Source organism: Janthinobacterium sp. JF4, assembly GCF_059617925.1.
Map to the genome: position 1 here is coordinate 21,073 of NZ_JCAQAV010000014.1, position 18,799 is coordinate 39,871.

Annotated in this window: 20 protein-coding genes; 6 read left to right on the plus strand and 14 right to left on the minus strand. The window is 63.7% G+C overall.

Annotated features, from left to right (window positions below; genetic code table 11):
• Window positions 1-21: 21 nt before the first annotated feature.
• Both AC54AF_RS13060 and AC54AF_RS13065 read right to left on the minus strand, forming a co-directional pair.
• Window positions 22-1,245, minus strand: coding sequence for an MFS transporter (locus AC54AF_RS13060; protein WP_496636881.1), 1,224 nt, complete (start codon window positions 1,243-1,245; stop codon window positions 22-24).
• Between the two features lie 181 nt (window positions 1,246-1,426).
• Window positions 1,427-2,425: an MsnO8 family LLM class oxidoreductase gene (locus tag AC54AF_RS13065; protein ID WP_131688410.1), complete on the minus strand. Its 999-nt coding sequence runs from the start codon at window positions 2,423-2,425 to the stop codon at window positions 1,427-1,429.
• Window positions 2,426-2,958: 533 nt separating this feature from the next.
• Here AC54AF_RS13065 and AC54AF_RS13070 point away from each other — a divergent pair.
• A complete protein-coding gene (locus tag AC54AF_RS13070) occupies window positions 2,959-4,086 on the plus strand; it encodes a M24 family metallopeptidase (protein WP_496636882.1) in 1,128 nt (375 codons plus the stop codon).
• Window positions 4,087-4,127: 41 nt separating this feature from the next.
• Here the strand turns inward: AC54AF_RS13070 and AC54AF_RS13075 are convergent, their stop codons facing one another.
• Window positions 4,128-4,610 (minus strand): hypothetical protein, encoded by a 483-nt coding sequence (locus AC54AF_RS13075; protein ID WP_496636883.1) that lies wholly within the window; start codon window positions 4,608-4,610, stop codon window positions 4,128-4,130.
• 221 nt (window positions 4,611-4,831) lie between these two features.
• On the opposite strand from AC54AF_RS13075, the gene AC54AF_RS13080 reads away from it, so the two are divergent.
• Entirely contained in the window at window positions 4,832-5,119 is a 288-nt protein-coding gene (locus tag AC54AF_RS13080) for a hypothetical protein (RefSeq protein ID WP_496636884.1), read from the plus strand.
• 20 nt (window positions 5,120-5,139) lie between these two features.
• Here the strand turns inward: AC54AF_RS13080 and AC54AF_RS13085 are convergent, their stop codons facing one another.
• From AC54AF_RS13085 to AC54AF_RS13105, 5 genes are all read right to left on the minus strand, one after another.
• Complete coding sequence (locus AC54AF_RS13085; RefSeq protein ID WP_496636885.1) at window positions 5,140-5,565, minus strand: VanZ family protein; 426 nt, start codon at window positions 5,563-5,565, stop codon at window positions 5,140-5,142.
• Between the two features lie 549 nt (window positions 5,566-6,114).
• Complete coding sequence (locus tag AC54AF_RS13090; RefSeq protein WP_131688406.1) at window positions 6,115-6,879, minus strand: glucose 1-dehydrogenase; 765 nt, start codon at window positions 6,877-6,879, stop codon at window positions 6,115-6,117.
• A gap of 23 nt (window positions 6,880-6,902) precedes the next feature.
• Window positions 6,903-7,424, minus strand: a complete 522-nt coding sequence (locus tag AC54AF_RS13095; RefSeq protein WP_131688405.1) for a TPM domain-containing protein — start codon at window positions 7,422-7,424, stop codon at window positions 6,903-6,905.
• Window positions 7,424-8,257 carry a TPM domain-containing protein gene (locus AC54AF_RS13100; RefSeq protein WP_496636886.1) on the minus strand — a complete coding sequence of 278 codons (834 nt, stop codon included), beginning with the start codon at window positions 8,255-8,257 and terminating at the stop codon, window positions 7,424-7,426. The genes AC54AF_RS13095 and AC54AF_RS13100 overlap by 1 nt, the downstream gene beginning before the upstream one ends.
• Window position 8,258: 1 nt before the next feature.
• Window positions 8,259-8,873 (minus strand): LemA family protein, encoded by a 615-nt coding sequence (locus AC54AF_RS13105; protein ID WP_131688403.1) that lies wholly within the window; start codon window positions 8,871-8,873, stop codon window positions 8,259-8,261.
• Between the two features lie 167 nt (window positions 8,874-9,040).
• Between AC54AF_RS13105 and pyrF the strand changes: the two genes are divergently transcribed.
• Window positions 9,041-9,865, plus strand: coding sequence for an orotidine-5'-phosphate decarboxylase (gene pyrF / locus AC54AF_RS13110; protein ID WP_496636887.1), 825 nt, complete (start codon window positions 9,041-9,043; stop codon window positions 9,863-9,865).
• Window positions 9,866-9,970: 105 nt separating this feature from the next.
• On the opposite strand, the gene sbcB is transcribed toward pyrF, so the two are convergent.
• A complete protein-coding gene (gene sbcB / locus AC54AF_RS13115; protein WP_496636888.1) occupies window positions 9,971-11,419 on the minus strand; it encodes an exodeoxyribonuclease I in 1,449 nt (482 codons plus the stop codon).
• Window positions 11,420-11,566: 147 nt separating this feature from the next.
• On the opposite strand from sbcB, the gene AC54AF_RS13120 reads away from it, so the two are divergent.
• The gene (locus AC54AF_RS13120) at window positions 11,567-12,196 is read left to right on the plus strand and encodes a DUF5610 domain-containing protein (protein ID WP_496636889.1); all 630 of its coding nucleotides are present in this window, start codon (window positions 11,567-11,569) and stop codon (window positions 12,194-12,196) included.
• Between the two features lies 1 nt (window position 12,197).
• Here the strand turns inward: AC54AF_RS13120 and AC54AF_RS13125 are convergent, their stop codons facing one another.
• The 5 genes from AC54AF_RS13125 to AC54AF_RS13145 form a co-directional block, all read right to left on the minus strand.
• Complete coding sequence (locus AC54AF_RS13125) at window positions 12,198-13,163, minus strand: GGDEF domain-containing protein (protein ID WP_496636939.1); 966 nt, start codon at window positions 13,161-13,163, stop codon at window positions 12,198-12,200.
• Window positions 13,164-13,424: 261 nt separating this feature from the next.
• Entirely contained in the window at window positions 13,425-13,802 is a 378-nt protein-coding gene (locus tag AC54AF_RS13130) for an HPF/RaiA family ribosome-associated protein (RefSeq protein WP_131688400.1), read from the minus strand.
• Window positions 13,803-13,997: 195 nt separating this feature from the next.
• Window positions 13,998-14,663 (minus strand): DUF1345 domain-containing protein, encoded by a 666-nt coding sequence (locus AC54AF_RS13135; RefSeq protein ID WP_496636890.1) that lies wholly within the window; start codon window positions 14,661-14,663, stop codon window positions 13,998-14,000.
• Between the two features lie 38 nt (window positions 14,664-14,701).
• Window positions 14,702-15,973 (minus strand): MFS transporter, encoded by a 1,272-nt coding sequence (locus AC54AF_RS13140; RefSeq protein ID WP_131688398.1) that lies wholly within the window; start codon window positions 15,971-15,973, stop codon window positions 14,702-14,704.
• An 83-nt stretch (window positions 15,974-16,056) separates the two neighbouring features.
• Window positions 16,057-17,082: a 2Fe-2S iron-sulfur cluster-binding protein gene (locus AC54AF_RS13145; protein ID WP_131688397.1), complete on the minus strand. Its 1,026-nt coding sequence runs from the start codon at window positions 17,080-17,082 to the stop codon at window positions 16,057-16,059.
• A 12-nt stretch (window positions 17,083-17,094) separates the two neighbouring features.
• Between AC54AF_RS13145 and AC54AF_RS13150 the strand changes: the two genes are divergently transcribed.
• Window positions 17,095-18,012, plus strand: a complete 918-nt coding sequence (locus AC54AF_RS13150) for an SDR family oxidoreductase (protein WP_496636891.1) — start codon at window positions 17,095-17,097, stop codon at window positions 18,010-18,012.
• An 83-nt stretch (window positions 18,013-18,095) separates the two neighbouring features.
• Window positions 18,096-18,356 (plus strand): hypothetical protein, encoded by a 261-nt coding sequence (locus AC54AF_RS13155; protein ID WP_496636892.1) that lies wholly within the window; start codon window positions 18,096-18,098, stop codon window positions 18,354-18,356.
• Window positions 18,357-18,799: the final 443 nt, after the last annotated feature.

Here is an 18,799-nt window from a genome sequence, read left to right on the forward strand (position 1 = left end):
CCGCCAACAGCAAGATTAGCGTTAACTCCCCTGGGGGGCTGACCCCAGCCTTCGCTGCTCGAATCGGTACTTGCTCCACACCAGCAGCATCAGCAGCGGCATGGCGCCGCCCACCATGCACAGGGCGGGCCAGCCGCCAGCGGCGAAGCTGGCGCTGGCCAGCGCCGAGCCTGCCGACGCGCCGATGAAGCCGCCCGCGATGAACACGGTCGTCACGCGCGCGCGCGCATGCGGCGCCAGTTTATAGATGATGGACTGGTGCGTTACTTGCAAGCCCATCACGCCCATGTCCAGCAGGACGATGCCGATCAGCAGCAGCACCAGCGAATGGGCGCCAAAGCCGATCAGGGCCCAGCCCGCGATCGAGGCGACGGCCAGCAGCCAGGTGGCCTGGCGCGCATAGCCGCGGTCGGCCATGCGGCCCGCCGTGTTGGCGGCAAAGGCGCCCGTGGCGCCGGCCAGGCCGAACAGGCCGATCTGCATTTCCGAGTAGTGATACGGTGCGCCGCTGAGCAAGAACGTCAGGCCCGTCCAGAACACGCTGAAGGTGCCCAGGCCCAGGCCCGAGAACAGGGCGCGCTGGCGCAGCAACGGTTCCTGGCGGATGATCTCGGCGAGCGAGGCCAGCAATTTCCCGTACTGCAGCTTGCCACGCGGCGCTTCGTTTGGCAGGATACGGCGCAGCATGACGAGCAGTGCCGCGACGACGATGGCGGCCAGCACGTAGACGGTGCGCCAGCCGCCGCTGATCTGCGACACCGTGCCGGACACGGTACGCGCCAGCAAGATTCCCAACAACAAGCCTGTCATGACGGTGCCCACCATGCGGCCCCGGCTGTGATCGGGTGCATACGACGCCACCATGGCCGTGACCACCATCAAGGCGCTGGACGTGATCCCCATCAAGACGCTGGCGATGGCAAAGACGATGATGTTCTGGCTGGTGGCGGCCAGCAGCAGGGCGCCGATCTTGGCGATCAGCATCCACGTCAGCAACTGGCGGCGGTTCAGCACGTCGCTGAGGGGGACCAGAAACACGATGCCCAGCACATAGCCGATCTGCGTGGCCGTGACCAGATAGCCCGCTTGCGGCACGCTCACGCCAAACGAGGCGGCCAGCATGGAAGTGAGCGGCTGCACATAGTAGAGGCTGGCGACGAGCACGCCGGCGGACAGGGCGAATAACAGGATGCGGGTCGACGTCAGCAGGGCGCTGGCATCGACGGCGGATGGTGCTGATTTCATGCGATACGACTTTCTTGGAGTGATGCTTTGGGATCCGCATGATAGCGGGGCTGCGCATTTCTTGCCGGGCGCGGCCGGTTTTGCGGCTGGAGGAAAGGAAAAACGCCAGGCAAAAAAATCCCGGCGATCGTTGCCGACGGCCGGGAAAAGGGTATATGGGGATATATACCGAGGGAGGAATTTACTGCTGCTGTGCCAGTTCCGCATGCACCTGCGCCGTGATTTCATACGAGCGCAGCCGGTGCTGGTGCTCGAAGATCTGCGAGGTGATCATCAGCTCGTCGGCGCCCGTTTCGGCAATGAAGGCGGCCATCTTCGCCTTGACGGTGTCCGGCGCGCCGATGGCCGTGCAGGACAGGACGGCGTCGAGCATGGCGCGTTCCTGTGGGCCCAGCTGTTCCAGATAGCCGGGCACGGGTGGCTGCAGGCGCGACGGGCGGCCCGTGCGCAGGTTGACGAACGCCTGCTGCATCGAGGTGGCGCGCAAGTGCGCCTCCGCATCCGTGTCGGCGGCAAAGACGTTAAAGCCCAGCATCACGTACGGTTTCGCCAGTTGTTTCGATGGCTTGAAATGTTCGCGGTAGTAGGCCACGGCTTGCAGCATCATCTGCGGCGCGAAGTGCGAGGCGAACGCGTACGGCAAGCCCAGGTGGGCGGCCAGCTGGGCGCCGAACAGGCTCGAACCCAGTATCCACACGGGCACTTTCGCGCCTTTGCCCGGCACGGCCAGCACGCGCTGGCGCGGCTCGTCGGACATGTAGTCGATCAATTCCAGCACGTCTTGCGGGAACTGTTCCGCGTCGGACTGCAGGTCGCGGCGCAGGGCGCGCGCCGTCGTCTGGTCGGAACCGGGCGCGCGGCCCAGGCCCAGGTCGATACGGCCCGGATGCAGCGCTTCCAGGGTGCCGAACTGTTCCGCGATGACGAGCGGAGAGTGGTTCGGCAGCATCACGCCGCCGGCACCCACACGGATGGTTTTCGTGCCGGCCGCCACATGGGCGATGACGACGGCCGTGGCGGCGCTGGCGATGCCAGGCATACCGTGGTGTTCGGCCAGCCAGTAGCGGTGGTAGCCCCAGCGTTCGCCGTGCTGCGCCAGGTCGAGCGTGTTCTTGAACGACTGGCCGGCGTCACTGCCTTCGGCGATGGGGGCCAGGTCGAGTATGGAAAATGGAATCATGGTAGCGATATCGGGACGTGGTGGAAAATCACAATGGACGATTTGTCTATCCCCTGACGCTGGCAGGGTCACCCATGACGGCGTGGCGGGGAAGACAGGCTGGACACATCATAATGCGAATCGGGAATTTGCGTACTGATCGGTAAAAAACTCGATATGCGATAAACGCGATCCAGGATAAGCAGGTGCCGCTGAGCAAGCGCTTCGGCCAGCCCGCCTGCCGCGATTGTCCGTCTGCGAGCACTACGCGGGGCACTCCGAACATGTGTTCACTTTGGAAAAGCAGCTGCGGCTGACCCTGCCGATGTACACGGCTGTCTTGCTCGCTCTGGCGAAATAGGCGCTTGCAAAAATAGAGGGAAGTCATAGACTGCAAGCCTAAAGCAGTCCGGGCGCCGAACTTTTTATGCGCATGCGGGTCTGACGTTTCCATATAGGAAGGGAGCAGCTATGCATGAACAACAGGACGCCCGGCTGGCGCCAGGCAGGGCAGGCGGGGTAGTGCCGCGCCGGATCCCGCACGAGGGGCGGCCATGAACTGGCCGCTGGAACTGGAAGTGGCGCACAAGCTGGCGCAGATGCGGGGCTGGCTGGAACAGGAGCGGGCCGGTGCCGTGCGCCTGCGCGGCGTGGACTGGTTTGCGTGGGCCACGGCGGGCGCGTCGAACAGCCATTGCCATACGGCCGAGTGCGGCTGCGCGGAAGTGCTGGTGACGCGCGACGCCGCCTACATCCTGACGGACGAAGCCGAAGCCATGCGCATGCGCGAGGAAGAAGTGCGCGGGCCATGGACGTGGCAAGTATCGCCCTGGATGCAGCCGCAGCTGTATGAATTGCGCGAGCATTTCGTGCAGCATGTGGCCGGCGGTGCGCCTGTCCTGTCCGATCGGCCAGGCTTGCACGAACGCAGCCTGCCCGTGGCCCTGCGCGAAGAGCGGCTGGTGCTGCTGGAGTCGGAGCAGTGGCGCTACCGGCAAGTGGGGCAGCTGGCAGCTGGAGCGGCTGCGGATGCGCTGCGCCAGGCCCGCCCCGACTGGAGCGAGCAGGAACTGGCTGCCGCGTGCGTGCGCGCGCTGTGGCTGCGGGGCTTGCAAGCCGTGCACGTGCTGGTCAGCGGCGAGGATCGCCAGCAGCGTTACCGGCGCGCGCCGCCAGCGCAGGCGGTGCTGGGCACGCGAGCCGTGCTGGCCTTGTGCGCGCGGCGTTTCGGCTTGTGCGCCAGCCTCAGCCGTCAACGGCGCTTCGGTCCGGCGCAGCATCGCGCCGACGGCGCGGCCGTGGTCATGGACGATGCCGATGCGGCCATGCTGGCGCTGGAAGCGGTGGCGCTCGACGCTTGCGAAACGGGCCATGCGCTGAGCATGGTGTATCACGCGCTCGACAGTGCCTACGCATATGCAGGCCAGCCCGACACGGTGCGTACCAGCCGCCAGGGCGGCATCCATGGCTACCTGGCGCCCGAAGTGGCGGCCGGTGCGCACACGGAAATCATCCTCAAGCGGGGCATGGCGCTGGCCTTCCATCCCAGCCTGCCGGGCAGCACGGTGGAAGACACGTTTTTGCTCGACGGCAGCCAATTGCACAACCTGACGCACGACCCGGCCTGGCCTTCGGCCGTGGTGCAGGGGCGCAGCCGACCGTTGACCCTGGCGCTGGCCTGAGGCTGCCAACTGCTGCCCGTGTCGGCCAGCATCGGTAAATATCAGTAGCGCTGCATCACGCCTTTTTGCACGCTGACCCGCTCGCCGATCTGGAAGGCTGGCTGGGTATGTTGCACAAGGGTGCGCGTCGTGCCGTCGTCCAGGCGCAAGGTGACGCGGTACAGCATGTTGCCCGCCTCCCCCGAGGTGCTGCCGGCGGTGCCAGATGTGCCCGCCTGCATGTCGGCACTGCCTTGGCCCATGCCGCGCGGCACGGTGACTATCGACTGCACCGTCGCTGAACCGATGTTCATGGCGGACTGGCTCATGTCGCTACTCATGTCGCTGCTCTGGGCATTGCCGGTATCGGTGGCGGTGCTGGCCGTGCTGCTGGCCGGCATGCTGGTTTGCGGCATCGTGCCAGCCGGTGCGGCGTAGGTGTCGCCACTGTTGCCGCGTGCCAGGCTGGTTTTGTCCGTGGATTGGCAGGCCGCCAGCAAGGCGCATGTCAGGCCGGTCAGCAGCAGGGTTGTTTTCGATCTCATCTTGGTCTCCTCATGGTCGCACATTCGGGATCGGCAGCCGCGGTAATGGCGGATAGCAGCGATTGCTGCATGTAAGAGCATGGCGGGACAGCGATGTTCGACGGCCGGCATTGCCGATTGAGCTAGATCAAGCGTCTAATTGCCGAGCTTGGTATAAACGATGCTGGCAATCAGCACTTCGTGCGCCTGCACGTTTCCTCACTGTTGAATCGGGAGAAAAAATGTCATCTGGCCCTACCGCAAAACTGATCGATGAGTTGGTGCTGGCCGTAGTCGGCACTGCGCATGATGTCCGCGCGCGGCATGTCCTGGTCCAGGCCTTGCATGGCCTGGTGCGGCTGGCGCGCTCGGAACAGTTGCTGGACATGCAGCGCGATGCGGCACGTGCCATGGGGGCCGGCAGCCGGCGCGAGGCGCGCGCCCTGATGCGGCGCCTGGGCACGCGCAGCGCGCGCGGCCAGGGCCAGTTGCGGCTGGCATTACAGGATGGCGAAGCGGACCGCGCCTGACGGGCGGGCATTGCCCCCGGTCAGGCTTCGGGCTGCGGCGCGCCTTTGCCCAGGGCGGCGGCGACCATTTTCGGCCAGAGGAAATACAGCGGCAGGCAGACCGCTGCGGCGGCCGTGATATCGACCACCCAGTCGCTGACGGCGCCATGGCGGTATGGCAGGAAGCTCTGGATGAATTCGTCCAGCGCGCCCATGGCTGCCACCATCAGTACCGACAGCAGCGCCCTGCGCGCCATGCTGCCGCGCGTGCCGCTGAACAGGATCAGGGCCAGCACGCCATAGCCGAAGGAATGCAGCACGCCACCTGACGCATATTGGCCCACGTCCGCGCGCACGCCGGGAATGTCGCCGACCAGGATCACCAGCACATACAGCAGCAGGGCCGTGCGGTAGCGCAGGCGTTCATAACGGTCAGCAAAACAGAGTTCGAGCAATGGTGCAGGCATGGTGCGTCAGGACAGGTGGAAAGGCAGTCACAATATCATGCGCATGGCGGGACGCCGTGTTTTTGCGCAAGAGCCTGGCGTGCAGGCAAAAAAAGGCCCGCGGGGAGGCGGGCCAAAAACCCAAATGAAATGGGTCAAGAGTTGAGAGTTGCTCGGTACTCACCATGTCGCGCGCCTTGCCGGCGCCCGCCACGGTCATGAAAGGGGAGTGGTGTGCCATGGCGGCACACCTGTCTGTAGTCAGGCATATCGGTTGCCTGTACAGCAGATGAAGCAAGTATAGGGGGCGAAGATGACGGGCTGATGACACGCCGCAACATTTTTTTTGCTGCAGGCAGCATGACCGGGAAGATTTTGGGATATGGCAAGAATGGCCATGTTTCAGCAGTGACAGCGAAAAAAAAGCCCGCTGGTGAAAGCGGGCTTAAAACTATTTTCTTGGAGGAGAATAGTGGAGACAGGTGCATTATGCTGCGTCGCACGATATGTGTCTAATGATCTTTTTAGATATGCGTTATTCTTTTTTTGTATAACTGCCTTGTTTTGCTCTCACTCCTTCACGGCCACCGTGTAGTTGAGCGCCATGCGCCCGCCATCGACATAGATGGTCTGGCCTGTCATGTAGGTGGCGTCGTCGCTGGCCAGGAAGGCGGCGATGCCGGCCACCTCTTCCGGCTCGCCGCAGCGGCCCAGCGGCGTGCGCGACAGGATCGTGTGGCGCGCTTCCGGGCTCGACAGCACCGCCTGCTTGGCCAGTTCCGTCAGGATGGTGCCCGGCCCGATGCCGTTCACGCGCACCCCATGCGGCGCCAGGTTCAGGGCCATGACCTTGGTCAGCTGGTTGATGGCGCCCTTCGACACCACGTACGGCACCTGGTTCGGAATGGCCAGTTCCGCATTCACGCTGGACATATTGATGATGCAGCCGCTGTTGCGCTTGACCATGTCGCGCGCCACGGCCTGGCCGCACAGGAACATCGATTTCAGGTTGATGCGCATGACCCGGTCGAAATCGTCTTCGCAGACGTCGAGGAAATCGGCCGCGTGCGTCACGCCCGCATTGTTGACGAGGATATCGATGTGGCCGAACTGGGCCAGGGTTTCCTTCAGCATGGCATCGACGTCCGCCTTCTGGCTGACGTCGGCGCAAAAGAAGCGCGCCTGCGGGCCGAGGGCGGCGGCCGCCTGCGCGCCTTCTTCCTTGATGTCGACCAGCATCACCTGCGCCCCTTCGGCAATCAGGCGGGTGGCGCAGGCCAGGCCGATGCCTTGCGTGGCGCCCGTGACGATGGCGGTTTTATTGACTAGTTTCATGTAATCGCCTAAGCGGGAAGGAGTCAGAGGAGGATGGGTTCGTTCGGCAACTGGTTGCCGCGCGTGCCATCGGCGGGGAAGTGGCCTTGCAGCAAGGTATTCAGCTGCTGCAAGGCATCCAGCGTGCTGTCGTGGTAATTGCCATCCTTAAAACCCTGCGTCATGGTGCGGCACACGGCTTGCCACTGTTCCGGCGTGACGCGCCGGCCCACGTTGCGGTCGGCCACGATATCGACCTGGTGCTCTGCCAGGTTGATATAGATCAGCACGCCAACGTTGTCTTCCGTATCCCACACGCCATACTGGGCGAACAGTTCGCGTGCCCGTTCGCGGTTGCTCACGCCCTGGTAAGCCATACCCGGCGCCAGGGCCGCTTCGACGATCAGGCGCACTTCCGCCTGGTGCATCGCTTCACCGTCGGCGATCGCCGTCTCGATGGCTTTGAGGGTGCGTTCAGGAAATGCCTGGCGCGCCGTCGCCGGGGTGCCCCGCAAATGCTTCAAGGCGCGTCCGCAGCGCTGTCCGAATGTCAGTTGTTTCGTCATTACCAATCTCCCGAGGCGCCGCCGCCGTCAAAACCGCCGCCGCCGCCACCGAAACCACCGCCGCCACCGCCACCGCCAAAACCACCGCCGCCGCCGAAGCCGCCGCCACTGCGGTTGTTCAGCGCCTGGCTCAAAATGCTGCCCAGCACGACACCGGTGGCGCCGCTCGACCAGCTGCTGCCGCGCTGCAGCCGCGTCGGCCCGCCGCGCGAGCGGAACAGGGTCAGCACGACGAGGAAGCCGAAGAATAGCAGCGGCAGCCAGAAGGTCATGCCGCCCGCTTCCACCGTGGCCGGCGCTTTCTGCTGTGCGGGCGCGGGGAATTGCTCCTGGTTCAGCAGGGTGGCAATCGATCCCACGCCGGCGACCAGGCCGCCGTAATAGTCGTTTTGCTTGAAATGGGGCGCGATCACGTCTTGCAGGATGCGTTTCGATTGCGCATCCGTCAGCACGCCCTGGACGCCGCGGCCCGCTTCGATGCGCAGGCGGCGCAAGGATGATGGATTTTCCTTCGCCACCATCAGCAGCACGCCGTCATCGACGCCCTTGCGGCCCAGCTTCCAGGCATCCGTCACGCGGATGCTGTATTGCTCGATGGCTTCCGGTTCCGTGCTCTTGACCAGCAGCACGGCGATCTGGCTGCCCGTCTTGGCTTCGTAATCGGCCAGCACGCCTTCCAGCGCCGCCTTTTGCTTGGCGTCGAGCATGCCGGCGTTGTCCGTCACGCGCGCGGCCAGCGGCGGCACGGGCTGCAAGCCCTGCGCGCTTGCCGGCGGCATCGCCCACAGCAGCAGCGCCGTCGCCAGCGCCGCCAGAGAAGAGCAGGCTTTCATCTTATTTGCCAAAGTTGACGGTCGGTGCGGTCGAGATGGCTTTTTCATTTTCCACCGTGAACGATGGCTTGACCTTGTAGCCGAAGACCATGGCCGTCAGGTTGTTCGGGAAGCTGCGCGCATGCACGTTGTAATCCTGCACGGCAACGATGTAACGCTGGCGCGCCACGGTGATGCGGTTTTCCGTGCCTTCCAGCTGCGACTGCAAGTCGCGGAAGCTCGTGTCGGCTTTCAAGTCCGGGTATTTCTCGGACACCACCATCAGGCGCGACAGGGCCGACGACAGCTGGCCTTGCACTTGCTGGAATTTTTCGAAGGCGGCCGGGTCGTTCAGCACTTCGGGCGTGATCTGGAAACTGGTGGCGGCGGCGCGCGCCTTGGTCACCGCTTCCAGGGTTTCGCGCTCGTGCGTGGCATAGCCCTTGACGGTATTGACCAGGTTGGGAATCAGGTCGGCGCGGCGCTGGTACTGGTTGACCACTTCGCCCCAGGCGGCCTTGGTGGCTTCATCCTTGCTCTGGAAGTCGTTGTAGCCGCAGCCCGTCAGGATGCCGGTCAGGACGGTGATGCTTAGCGCCAGGCGCAGCCATTTGGTGAATTGATTGGTGATTTGCATGATGGGTTCCGTGCGTAATGGGGGAGGTGCGGCAAATATACCTGAAACGGCCCGCAATGTCGGTTTAATAAGCGCTGGCCGCCGCCTCTGGCAGAGTTGCCACGCTGTGGCAACCCCGCGCCGCGTTACAATACGGGGTTTGCAACTGAATATAGAGAAGGTGTGCCGTGAATTTCATCAATAAATTATCCGCCGCATGGACGGCCAATAATTCCCTGCTGTGCGTGGGCCTGGACCCCGACCTGGCGAAACTGCCGGCCGAACTGCGCGATCTGCCTGATGGAATCACCACCTTTTGCACGCGCATCATCGACGCCACGGCCGACCTGGCCTGCGCCTTCAAGCCGCAGATCGCGTATTTTGCCGCGCTGGGCGCGGAAAAGCAGCTGGAAGACATCTGCCGCTACGTGCGCGAGAACTATCCGCACATCCCATTGATCCTCGATGCGAAACGGGGCGATATCGGCGCGACGGCCACGCAGTACGCGCGCGAAGCGTTCGAGCGCTACGGCGCCGACGCCGTCACCGTGAACCCGTACATGGGCGAGGATTCGCTCGATCCCTATCTGGCGTGGAAAGGCCGCGGCGTGATCATCCTGTGCCGCACCTCGAATCCGGGCGGCTCGGACCTGCAATTCCTCGATACGGATGGCGAACCGCTGTACCAGCGCGTGGCACGCCTGGTGGCCGGGAAATGGAACAAGAATGGCCAGTGCGCGCTCGTCGTCGGCGCCACCTTCCCTGAAGAGCTGGCGCAAGTGCGCGCCATCGTCGGCGACATGCCGCTGCTGGTGCCCGGCATCGGCGCCCAGGGCGGCGATATTGCCGCCACCGTCGGCGCGGGCCAGACGGCGAACGGCATGGGCATGATGATCAGCTCGTCGCGCGCCATCATCTACGCTACGCCGCAGGCTGGCGAAGACTGGGCCGACGCGGCGCGCCGCGTGGCCATTGAAACGCGCGATGCGATCAATCAACACCGCGCAGCGTAGGTCGGATTAGCGGCGTAGCCGCGTAATCCGACACTACCACGCTCGTGCCAACAATGTTGTCGGATTACGCGGGGCTTTGCCCCGCTAATCCGACCTACCCGACTTTCAGTCGCGCATGGGCGCTACCATCTCCACGTAATCGTACAGCTCTCCCAATATCTCTTCCCCCCGCTCATCGACGGATTCCGACAGCACGTCGATTTCCGTAAACAGCATTTCGATGGTGCGGGCGCCGCCGTCGCCATCGAACAGGCGGGCGGCGCGATGTTGCTCCCAGCGCAGGCTTTCCGCTTCGCTCAAGGTGTGCGGGAAATTGCGGGCGCGGTAGCGGAACAGCAATTCCTGCAGGCGCTCGTCGGCAAACGACGGACGGGTCGTGGCCAGCTTGGCCGGTGTTTCGCGGCGCAGCGACTCGAGCAGGCGGCGGTCGTCGTTGCTGACGAAACCGTTGTACAAATCCTCATCCACGTCCAGCGCGACATGCGCGCCCGGGCGCTGGAACACTTCGGCCCAGATGGCATCCATGTTCGGCGCCGTGGCGGCCAGCTGGGCGTTGACTTTCGCCGCGTCCACATCGATGCCCCATTGCGCGGCCATGGCCGGCGACAGGGTTTTCAAATTGCCGACCAGCATGGGCGACTTGTTCAGGTGCACGCTTTTCACGGGCAGGCGCGTCATGCCTTCCGGCATGGCTTCCTTGCGCGTAAACAAACGCGTGCGGATCGTGTCGGCATCCAGGGTAAACAGTTCGCGCGGGTCGTAGGCGCAATCCCAGACGAGGATTTCATTTTTATTGCTCGGGTGCGTGGCCAGCGGCCAGACGACGCCCAGGCAGCCCCGTTCGGCGGGGAACATGCCCGACACGTGCAGGAAGGGCTGGCGCTCGCTGGCGGCCAGGTGCATGCCCATTTCGCTGGCGACCCTGTCCTTCTTGTGCAGTGCCAGGCAGAATTCGAACAGTTTCGGCTGTTTCTGCCTGATCAGGCGGGCCAGGGCGATGGTAGCGCGCACGTCGGACAGCGCATCGTGCGCCGCTTCGTGCACCAGGCCATTGGCCTTGCTCAAGTGTTCCAGCTTGAAACTGGTCTGGCCATCGTCGCGCTTCGGCCATGCGATGCCTTCCGGGCGCAGCGCGTGCGTCATGCGCACCACGTCGAGGATGTCCCAGCGGCCGCAATGGTTTTTCCATTCGCGCGCATACGGGTCGATCAGGTTGCGCCAGAACAGGAAACGCGTGACTTCATCGTCGAAACGGATGGTGTTGTAGCCTACGCCGATGGTGCCCGGCTCCGAAAAGGCTGCTTCGATGGCGGCGGCAAACTGGTGCTCGGGCACACCCCGCTGCAGGCATTGCTGCGGCGTGATGCCCGTGATCAGGCACGATTGCGGGTCGGGCAGGAAATCATTGGCAGGCTGGCAATACAGCATGACCGGTTCGCCGATCTCGTTGAGGTCGGCATCCGTGCGGATGGCGGCGAACTGGGCCGGGCGGTCGCGGCGCGGCTGGGCGCCAAAGGTTTCGTAGTCGTGCCAAAGAAAGGTCTGGTTAGTCATTGATGGTCGTTACTTGATTGGTTATCCGGGCCCGTAAAAATGGCCGCTGCTACAGTTTTCTGAAAACCTGCCGATACTACACGAGAGGATGGTCATCATCGCGTTTCCCGCATGGTGGCATACATTGCCCGTTCAAGGAGGTCTATCGTGTCAATTCCCATCGCCGCAAGCGGCAATTCCACCCCTTCCGTGACTTCCGTCAGTACGGGCGTTGCCGGCAAGGACGATAAAGTCCAGCAAAAGGATGGCATCAACGCTGAAATGAGCGTTAACGACCGCAGCAAGCTGCAATTGAACGCATCCATCATGCAAGCCTCGCTGAGCGTGTCGATCGGTTCCGAGAACGAGCCGCTGGCGCTGCTGTACAAGACAGCCATCACCAACATCAATGAAGCGTTGAAGGGCCAGTACGGCGAGGACGCGATCCAGAATGCGGCCTCGCAGGATAACAGCGCCGAAGCGACGGCGAACCGCATTGTATCGCTGTCGACGGGATTTTTTGATGCCTTCAAGAAACAGAATCCCGGCCTGGACGATGATACGGCCCTGACCAAGTTCATGGACACCATCAGCGGCGGCATGGAAAAAGGCTTCAAGGAAGCGCGCGATATCCTGGAGGGCTTGAAAGTGCTGGGTGGCGATATCGCCGGCAATATCGACAAGACGTATGAACTGGTGCAGAAGGGCTATGCGGACTTCATCGCCGCGCACAGCAGCAAGAAGGGTGACGCCGCCAAGCCGGAGGCAAACAAGCCGGCCGACAGCAAGGCTGCCTGAGCTACAGCATGACCCGGTTGCGACCCGAGGCTTTTGCCCGGTAGAGCGCCGCGTCGGCCGCGGCGATCAGCGCCTCGTCGTCCTGTTCTGCCGCCAGGCTGGCCACGCCGAAGGAACCCGTGATGTGCGGCAACGCGCTGCGCATGTCGGCGAAGATGACGGCTTGCTGCATGCGCTCGCACAGGCGCTCGGCGACCCGCAGGGCCACGTGTTCGTTGGTATCGGGCAAGATCACCATCATTTCCTCGCCACCATAGCGCACGGCAAAATCCGTCGGCCGCAGGGCTGCGCCCAGCACTTGCGCGGCGATGCGCAGCGCCTGGTCGCCCGCCTGATGGCCGTGCGTGTCGTTGAAACGCTTGAAATGGTCGAGGTCTATCATCACCAGCGACAGCGGCGAGGCGCTGGCGTGGGCCGTGACGATCATGTTTGGCAGCAAGTCGGTCAGCCAGGCGCGGTTGTACAAGCCCGTCAGGCTGTCGACCATCGACAACTGGCGGTAGAACTCGCCCAGTTTCTGGCGGCGGCGCAGCAGGGCATTGGCGGCGCGGATACGGAAGGACAGCAGCCGCAGCAGGTTGCGCGCCAAGCCGTTCGATTGCTCGATCAATTCCCAGACGATGGCCGCGTCGATCACCAGCAAGTCGGTTTCTTCCAGGGCGGAAATGGCGGCCAGGTTGCTCGCTTCATCGAGTACCGATTGTTCGCCCACGCTTTCGCCGGGCAAGACCTTGCTGACGGTGCCGTCATCCATGCCCGTGTGGATGTCGGCGGCCACGGCCAGCGAACCGCGCAAGACGATGTACAGGCTGGCACCTTGTGTGTCGGCAATGGCTTCGCCCGCTTCGAGGCGAATGACGGGGCAGGGCGCCAGCATGGCGGCCGTCTGGCTATCCGCCCCATCGCGAAATAGCTGTAAATCGCCGATGTTGCAGCCTGAAGCGCCGAAGTTGCCGATCTGTTCCACAATCATACTTTCAAAAAGCCGGCGCGCGCGAGCAGAGGGCCGGTAGCTTCATGATAGCGTAAAGCGGCCTTGGCCGTAACGGCAAAGGCTTGCTTGAGGTCACTTACTGTGAGAAATACGACAATTATTTCATTGGCGTGTCAATCAGCTGAAATGTTTGTGGTTTTACTATTGTTGTTGCCGCGCGCGAAAGGCGGGCCGGATGTGCAAAGGCAGCCTTGAACGGCTGCCTCAGTCTCTGGAAATCCTGCGGGTGGGGAATTACTCGGCGGTTTCTTCCGCTTCGGCCGTATCGATCACGGCATTCTTGCCGGTGGCGTGGCGCTTGCTGTCTTGCAGGCGGCCCAGGGCGCTATCGATGGCGCGTTTCAGTTTGTCCGTGGCGCCGGCAACGGCTTGATGCACGGTGGCGTTCTGTTCGGTCACGGCAATCGGTTGATAGCCAGCAACGCGTGCTTCCATGACGCAGCGGATATCGTCGGCGCCGCCTTTTGGGCCATTCGTGTCGCTGATGTGGACTTCGATGCGGGTCAGGTTATCGCGGAAGCGGTTCAGTGCGCTTTCAAGTACGGATTGCACATGTTCGTTCAGTCCAGCGGTGTTGGCGATGGTGCTGTCGGTATGAATATTGATTTGCATATGCTTACTCCTGTCAATTCAAAAAAAACCCATCTCAGGCGTGCTGCGGCCTGGTTGCTTCCTTATGCACATTACCTCGTGCATGGAACTTATCTTACTCCTCTTTGCAGTATTTCAAGAGGGGGCGCACGATTAAGATGAGCTTAACCCTTCAGCCAGGTCAAGTTTCCCTGCGGAATTCTTTTTCCCTGTGGCTTACCCATTGATCAGGCCGGCGGCGATATTGATCGACAGGCCCAGCACGACCAGGTTGAAGAAAAAGCTCAGCACGGATTGCCCCAGCACGATCTGCCGCATTACGCGCGTCTGCACGGCCACGTCCGACGTTTGCACGGCCACGGCGATGGTGAAGGAGAAATACAGAAAATCCCAGTAATCGGGGTTTTGCTCGTCGTCGGGAAACTTCAGGGGGCGCACTGCGGGATCGGCCTGGTAATACAGGTGGGCATAGTGGAAGCAGAACAGGGTGCCGACGAGGAACCAGGAGCCGACCAGGGTGAGGATCGTCAGGCCGTAGTGCAGCGCGCGCTCGTCCGGCGCCATGTCTTTCATCGAGGATAGCTGCGAGACGATGGCCACCAGGCTCATCACGGATGCGACGGACAGGGCCGACAGCACCGTCGTCGCCCGCTCATCCTGGCGCGCCGCCATGGCTTTGACCTTGTGATGGTTGGCGCGCATCATCATCCAGGCCATCGTCGCCAGGTAGAACCAGACGGCGACATTCCATGCCGTCAGCAGACGCGTCATCTCTTGCCAGGATGCGGGCAGCAGCAGGCCGGCCGCCACGCCGATGGCCGTGGCCATGCTCAGGTGGGGACGGCTGCGGATGAAGCTGTGCAAGGGAAGCGTGATTTTCATGGTGCCGTGTCGTCAGTGGCGATAGTGCATCTTAGTCCTTATGCGCTTGCCGCAGTGGCCGTCCTGGCGGCCGCTTCCTTCTCGTGGTGGGGGAAGCGGTCCATGCGTGACAGCACGGGAAACAGCACGGCCCAGATGCCCGTCACGGCCAGGGTGGCGGCGCCGCCGAAGAGCACGGCGCGCACCAGGCCGAACCAGCCGGCCGTCAAGCCCGATTCGAATTCGCCCAGTTCGTTCGAGGCGCCGATGAAGACGGCATTCACGGCGCTGACGCGGCCACGGATCTCGTCCGGCGTCTCGAACTGCACCAGCAGGTGGCGGATGTAGACGCTGACCATGTCGCCGGCGCCCATCAGGAATAGCGCCGCCAGGGCCAGCGGGAAATAGCTGGTGCTGCCTAGCACCAGGGTGCCCAGGCCGAAGACGGCCACGCCGCCGAACATCCAGGCGCCCACGCGGCGCGTGATGGGGAAGATGGCCAGCGCGATCGAGCACAGGGCGGCGCCGGCGCCCGGTGCCGTGCGCAGCAAGCCCAGGCCGCCGGGGCCGATATGCAGCACGTCATGCGCGAGCGCCGGCAGCAGGGCCGTGGCGCCGCCGAACAGCACGGCAAACAGGTCGAGCGAAATGGCGCCCAGCACGATGGGTTTCGACCAGACGAAGCGCAAGCCTTCGAGCAGGGTATGCCAGCTGACGGGTTCGCGTTTCACCACTTGCGGCGCGGGCGTGGTGGCGCGCATCAGCAAGACGGACGCCACCAGCAGCGCGGACGAGATCAAATACACCACCTTGGGGCCGAAGTAATACAGCAAGCCGCCCAGGGTCGGGCCCAGGATGATGGCCACGTGCGAGCTCGACGAGCTGAGCGCGACGGCGCGGCTGAAGTGTTGCGTGGGCACCATGTTCACCAGCACGGCTTGCGTGGCCGGCATCATGAAGGCGCGCGCGCTGCCGAACAGCACCAGCACGGCAAACACGGGCCAGACGATGGAAATATTGCTTAACGTAAACGCCAGCAGGGCCAGCGCGCAAGCCAGTTGCGCGGCCAGGCACCAGGCGATGATGTTGCGGCGGTTGTAGCGGTCGGCCACGTGGCCGGCGGGCAGAATCAGCACGAGGAAGGGCGCGAATTGCGCCAGGCCGATCAAGCCCAGGTCGAACAGGCTGCCCGTGATCTGGTACACCTGCCAGCCGATGGCCACGCTTTGCATCTGCACGGCCACCGTGCCCAGCACGCGGGCGGAAAGATAGCAGGCGAAGTTGCGGTGACGCAGGATACTGAAACCGTTGCCGGCAGAGGCGAGAGACATGACATTTCCAGGGAACAGCGGGGTAGGGCGGTGGCGGCAGCGGGCGCCGCGCCAGCAGCGCCCCGCTGTCTGGAAGGTGACGCTTACTTGGCCAGGTCGGCTTCCGTGGTGAAGGCGTCGGCGTAGAACTCGTCGGCTGGCAGCTGGCACAGTTGCACGAAATCGCGGTTGGCCGACTCGACGACGATCGGCGCGCCGCAGGCATACACCTGATACGCGGACATGTCGGGCAAGTCGGCCATGACGGCCTGGTGCACGAAGCCCGTGCGGCCTTCCCACGCGTCTTCCGGCAAGGCGTCCGAGACGACGGGCACATAGGTGAACTGCGGCAAGTCGGCAGCCCACTGGCGGCACAGCGCGTCCATGTACAGATCGTGCGGACGGCGCGCGCCCCAGTACAGGGTGATCGGGCGCGGGGATTGCTCGTTGATCATGTGCTCGACGATGGCTTTCAGCGGGGCAAAGCCCGTGCCCGAGGCCAGCAGCACGACGGGCTTGTCGGAATCTTCGCGCAGGAAGAAGGTGCCCATCGGGCCTTCGAAGCGCAGGATATCGCGCTCCTTCATGCTGCCAAAGACCTGGTCGGTGAACAGGCCACCCGGCATGTGGCGGATGTGCAGGCTCACGGGGCCGCCTTCGACGGGCGCGCTGGCCATGCTGTAGCTGCGGCGCTTGTTGTCGCGCAGCATGATTTCGATATACTGTCCGGCGCGGTAGTGCAGGCGCTCGCTGGCTGGCAGCTGCAGGGTCAGCACGACGACGTCGGGCGCGACTTTCTCGATGGTGGTCACGCGCGACGGCATTTTCTTGATCGGGTAATCGCTGCTGCCCGCCACTTCGCGCGCCTGCACCACCAGGTCGCCCTGGGGCACGGCGCAGCACAGCAGCGAGTAGCCGGCGGCCGCTTCATCTTCCGTCAGGGAGCGGGCCTGGTATGGCTTATGCTGTACGCTGCCGGACACGATCTTGCCCTTGCAGGAACTGCAGGCGCCGCTCTTGCAGCTGTACGGCAGGCCGACGCCGGCGCGTATCGCCGCCGACAGGACGGTTTCGTCCGCTTCACAGCTGAATTGGTGGCCGCTGGGCTGAACAGTAATTTGAAAAGTCATACAATCCTTGAGATGAAAAATATGTTAATGCACTCTTTGCGCAAGCCGGTGGGCTTGCCGCGCCTGCTGATCCTGGGCTGCGGCGACGTCGGCATGCGGCTGCTGCCCCTGCTGCGTACGCGTTTTCGCGTCTTTGCCGTCACCAGCCAGCCGGCGCGCTGCGCACAGCTGCGGGCGGCCGGCGCCGTGCCCATCGTGGCCAACCTCGACGACCGCGCCAGCCTGAAACGGCTGGCGCGACTGGCAACCATGGTCGTGCACCTGGCGCCGCCCCGGTCGTCTGGCTTGCTGGACCAGCGCACGCGCAATCTGGCCGCCATTTTACCCGAGCATGCGCGCATGGTGTATGTGAGCACCAGCGGCGTATATGGCGATTGCGCTGGCGCCTGGGTCGATGAAACGCGGCAGCTTGCGCCGGTGAATGCGCGCGCGAAGCGGCGCGTGGATGCCGAACAGGTCTTGCGGGGCTGGGGCGCGCGCCGTGGCGCCAGCGTGGCCATCCTGCGCGTGCCCGGCATCTATGCGCAGGACCGCCTGCCGCTGAAGCGCTTGCGCGAAGGCACGCCGGCCCTGGCGGCAAGCGACGATGTGTACACCAACCATATCCATGCCGATGACCTGGCGCGCATCATCGAACGGGCCTTGTGGCGCGGCAAGCCGGGACGCGTGTATCACGCCAGCGATGACAGCGAACTCAAAATGGCCGACTACTTCGATGCCGTGGCCGATACGTTCGGCTTGCCGCGCCCGCCGCGCCTGCCGCGTGCCGAGCTGCGGCAAGTGGTCACGCCGATGCTGCTGTCGTTCATGTCAGAATCGCGCCGCCTGCACAACACGCGCCTCAAGCGCGAGCTGGGCGTGCGCCTGCGCTACGCGCGCGTGGCCGATGCCTTGCGGTCGCTGTCCGCCGATGGCGCCGGCATCGGGTAAAATGGCCGGTTATCTGCGCACTTTCCTGGGCCGGCGCGCAGCGCGCCGTTTCGGCGGTGCGCCATTCACTTAAGGAATACCGCATGAGCACCCTCACTTACGAAGAATACCTGGACGAGGTCACCACTGTCCTGACGGAACTGTACGACCTCGACGACGAGGCCGCCATCAAGCTGGTCGTGGCGGCGCAGGACGCCGAATTTTTTGTCCCGCACGATGCGCATGAGGAAATGCGTACCATGGAGCAAGCCAAGAAAGACGCGGTCACCCTGTTCGAGCGCAAGCAGAATCGCCAGCAAACGCAGGAAAAACAGCAGCAACGCGTGCGCCAGCAAAAGAAATAAGGACGGGGCGCCGGGCCGCCGGCCGCCAGGCCGTGGGGCAGCATGGGCTTCGGCGCAATGCCGGGGCTTGGCCATTTGATGCAACGCATGGGCAGCATGGCGAACTGGCGATATGCTGAGCAATGTCGTCACGCGTCTTGGTTCTTTGTGGCGGGCTCTGCATCTAGGCTCTGCATCTAATTAGCGTGACGCTGTTTTCCGTCAGCAGGAGCGATCCATGCGAACTGCGAGTCACCCCAGCAAGGAACAGGTGCGCGCCTATATGCGCGGCCGCGAACATGCGCTGCAGCCACCGCCACCGCCTGAAGAAATTCGCCGGCAGCTGGCCTGGTGCCGCGTGGATACATGTTCAGGCACTTGCCTGCTTGCCGCCCCTGCCGGCGTGGCCGCGCAAGGTTGGCATTTGTCTGCGGATATGGCCCGCCTGAGCACCCTCATGGCCA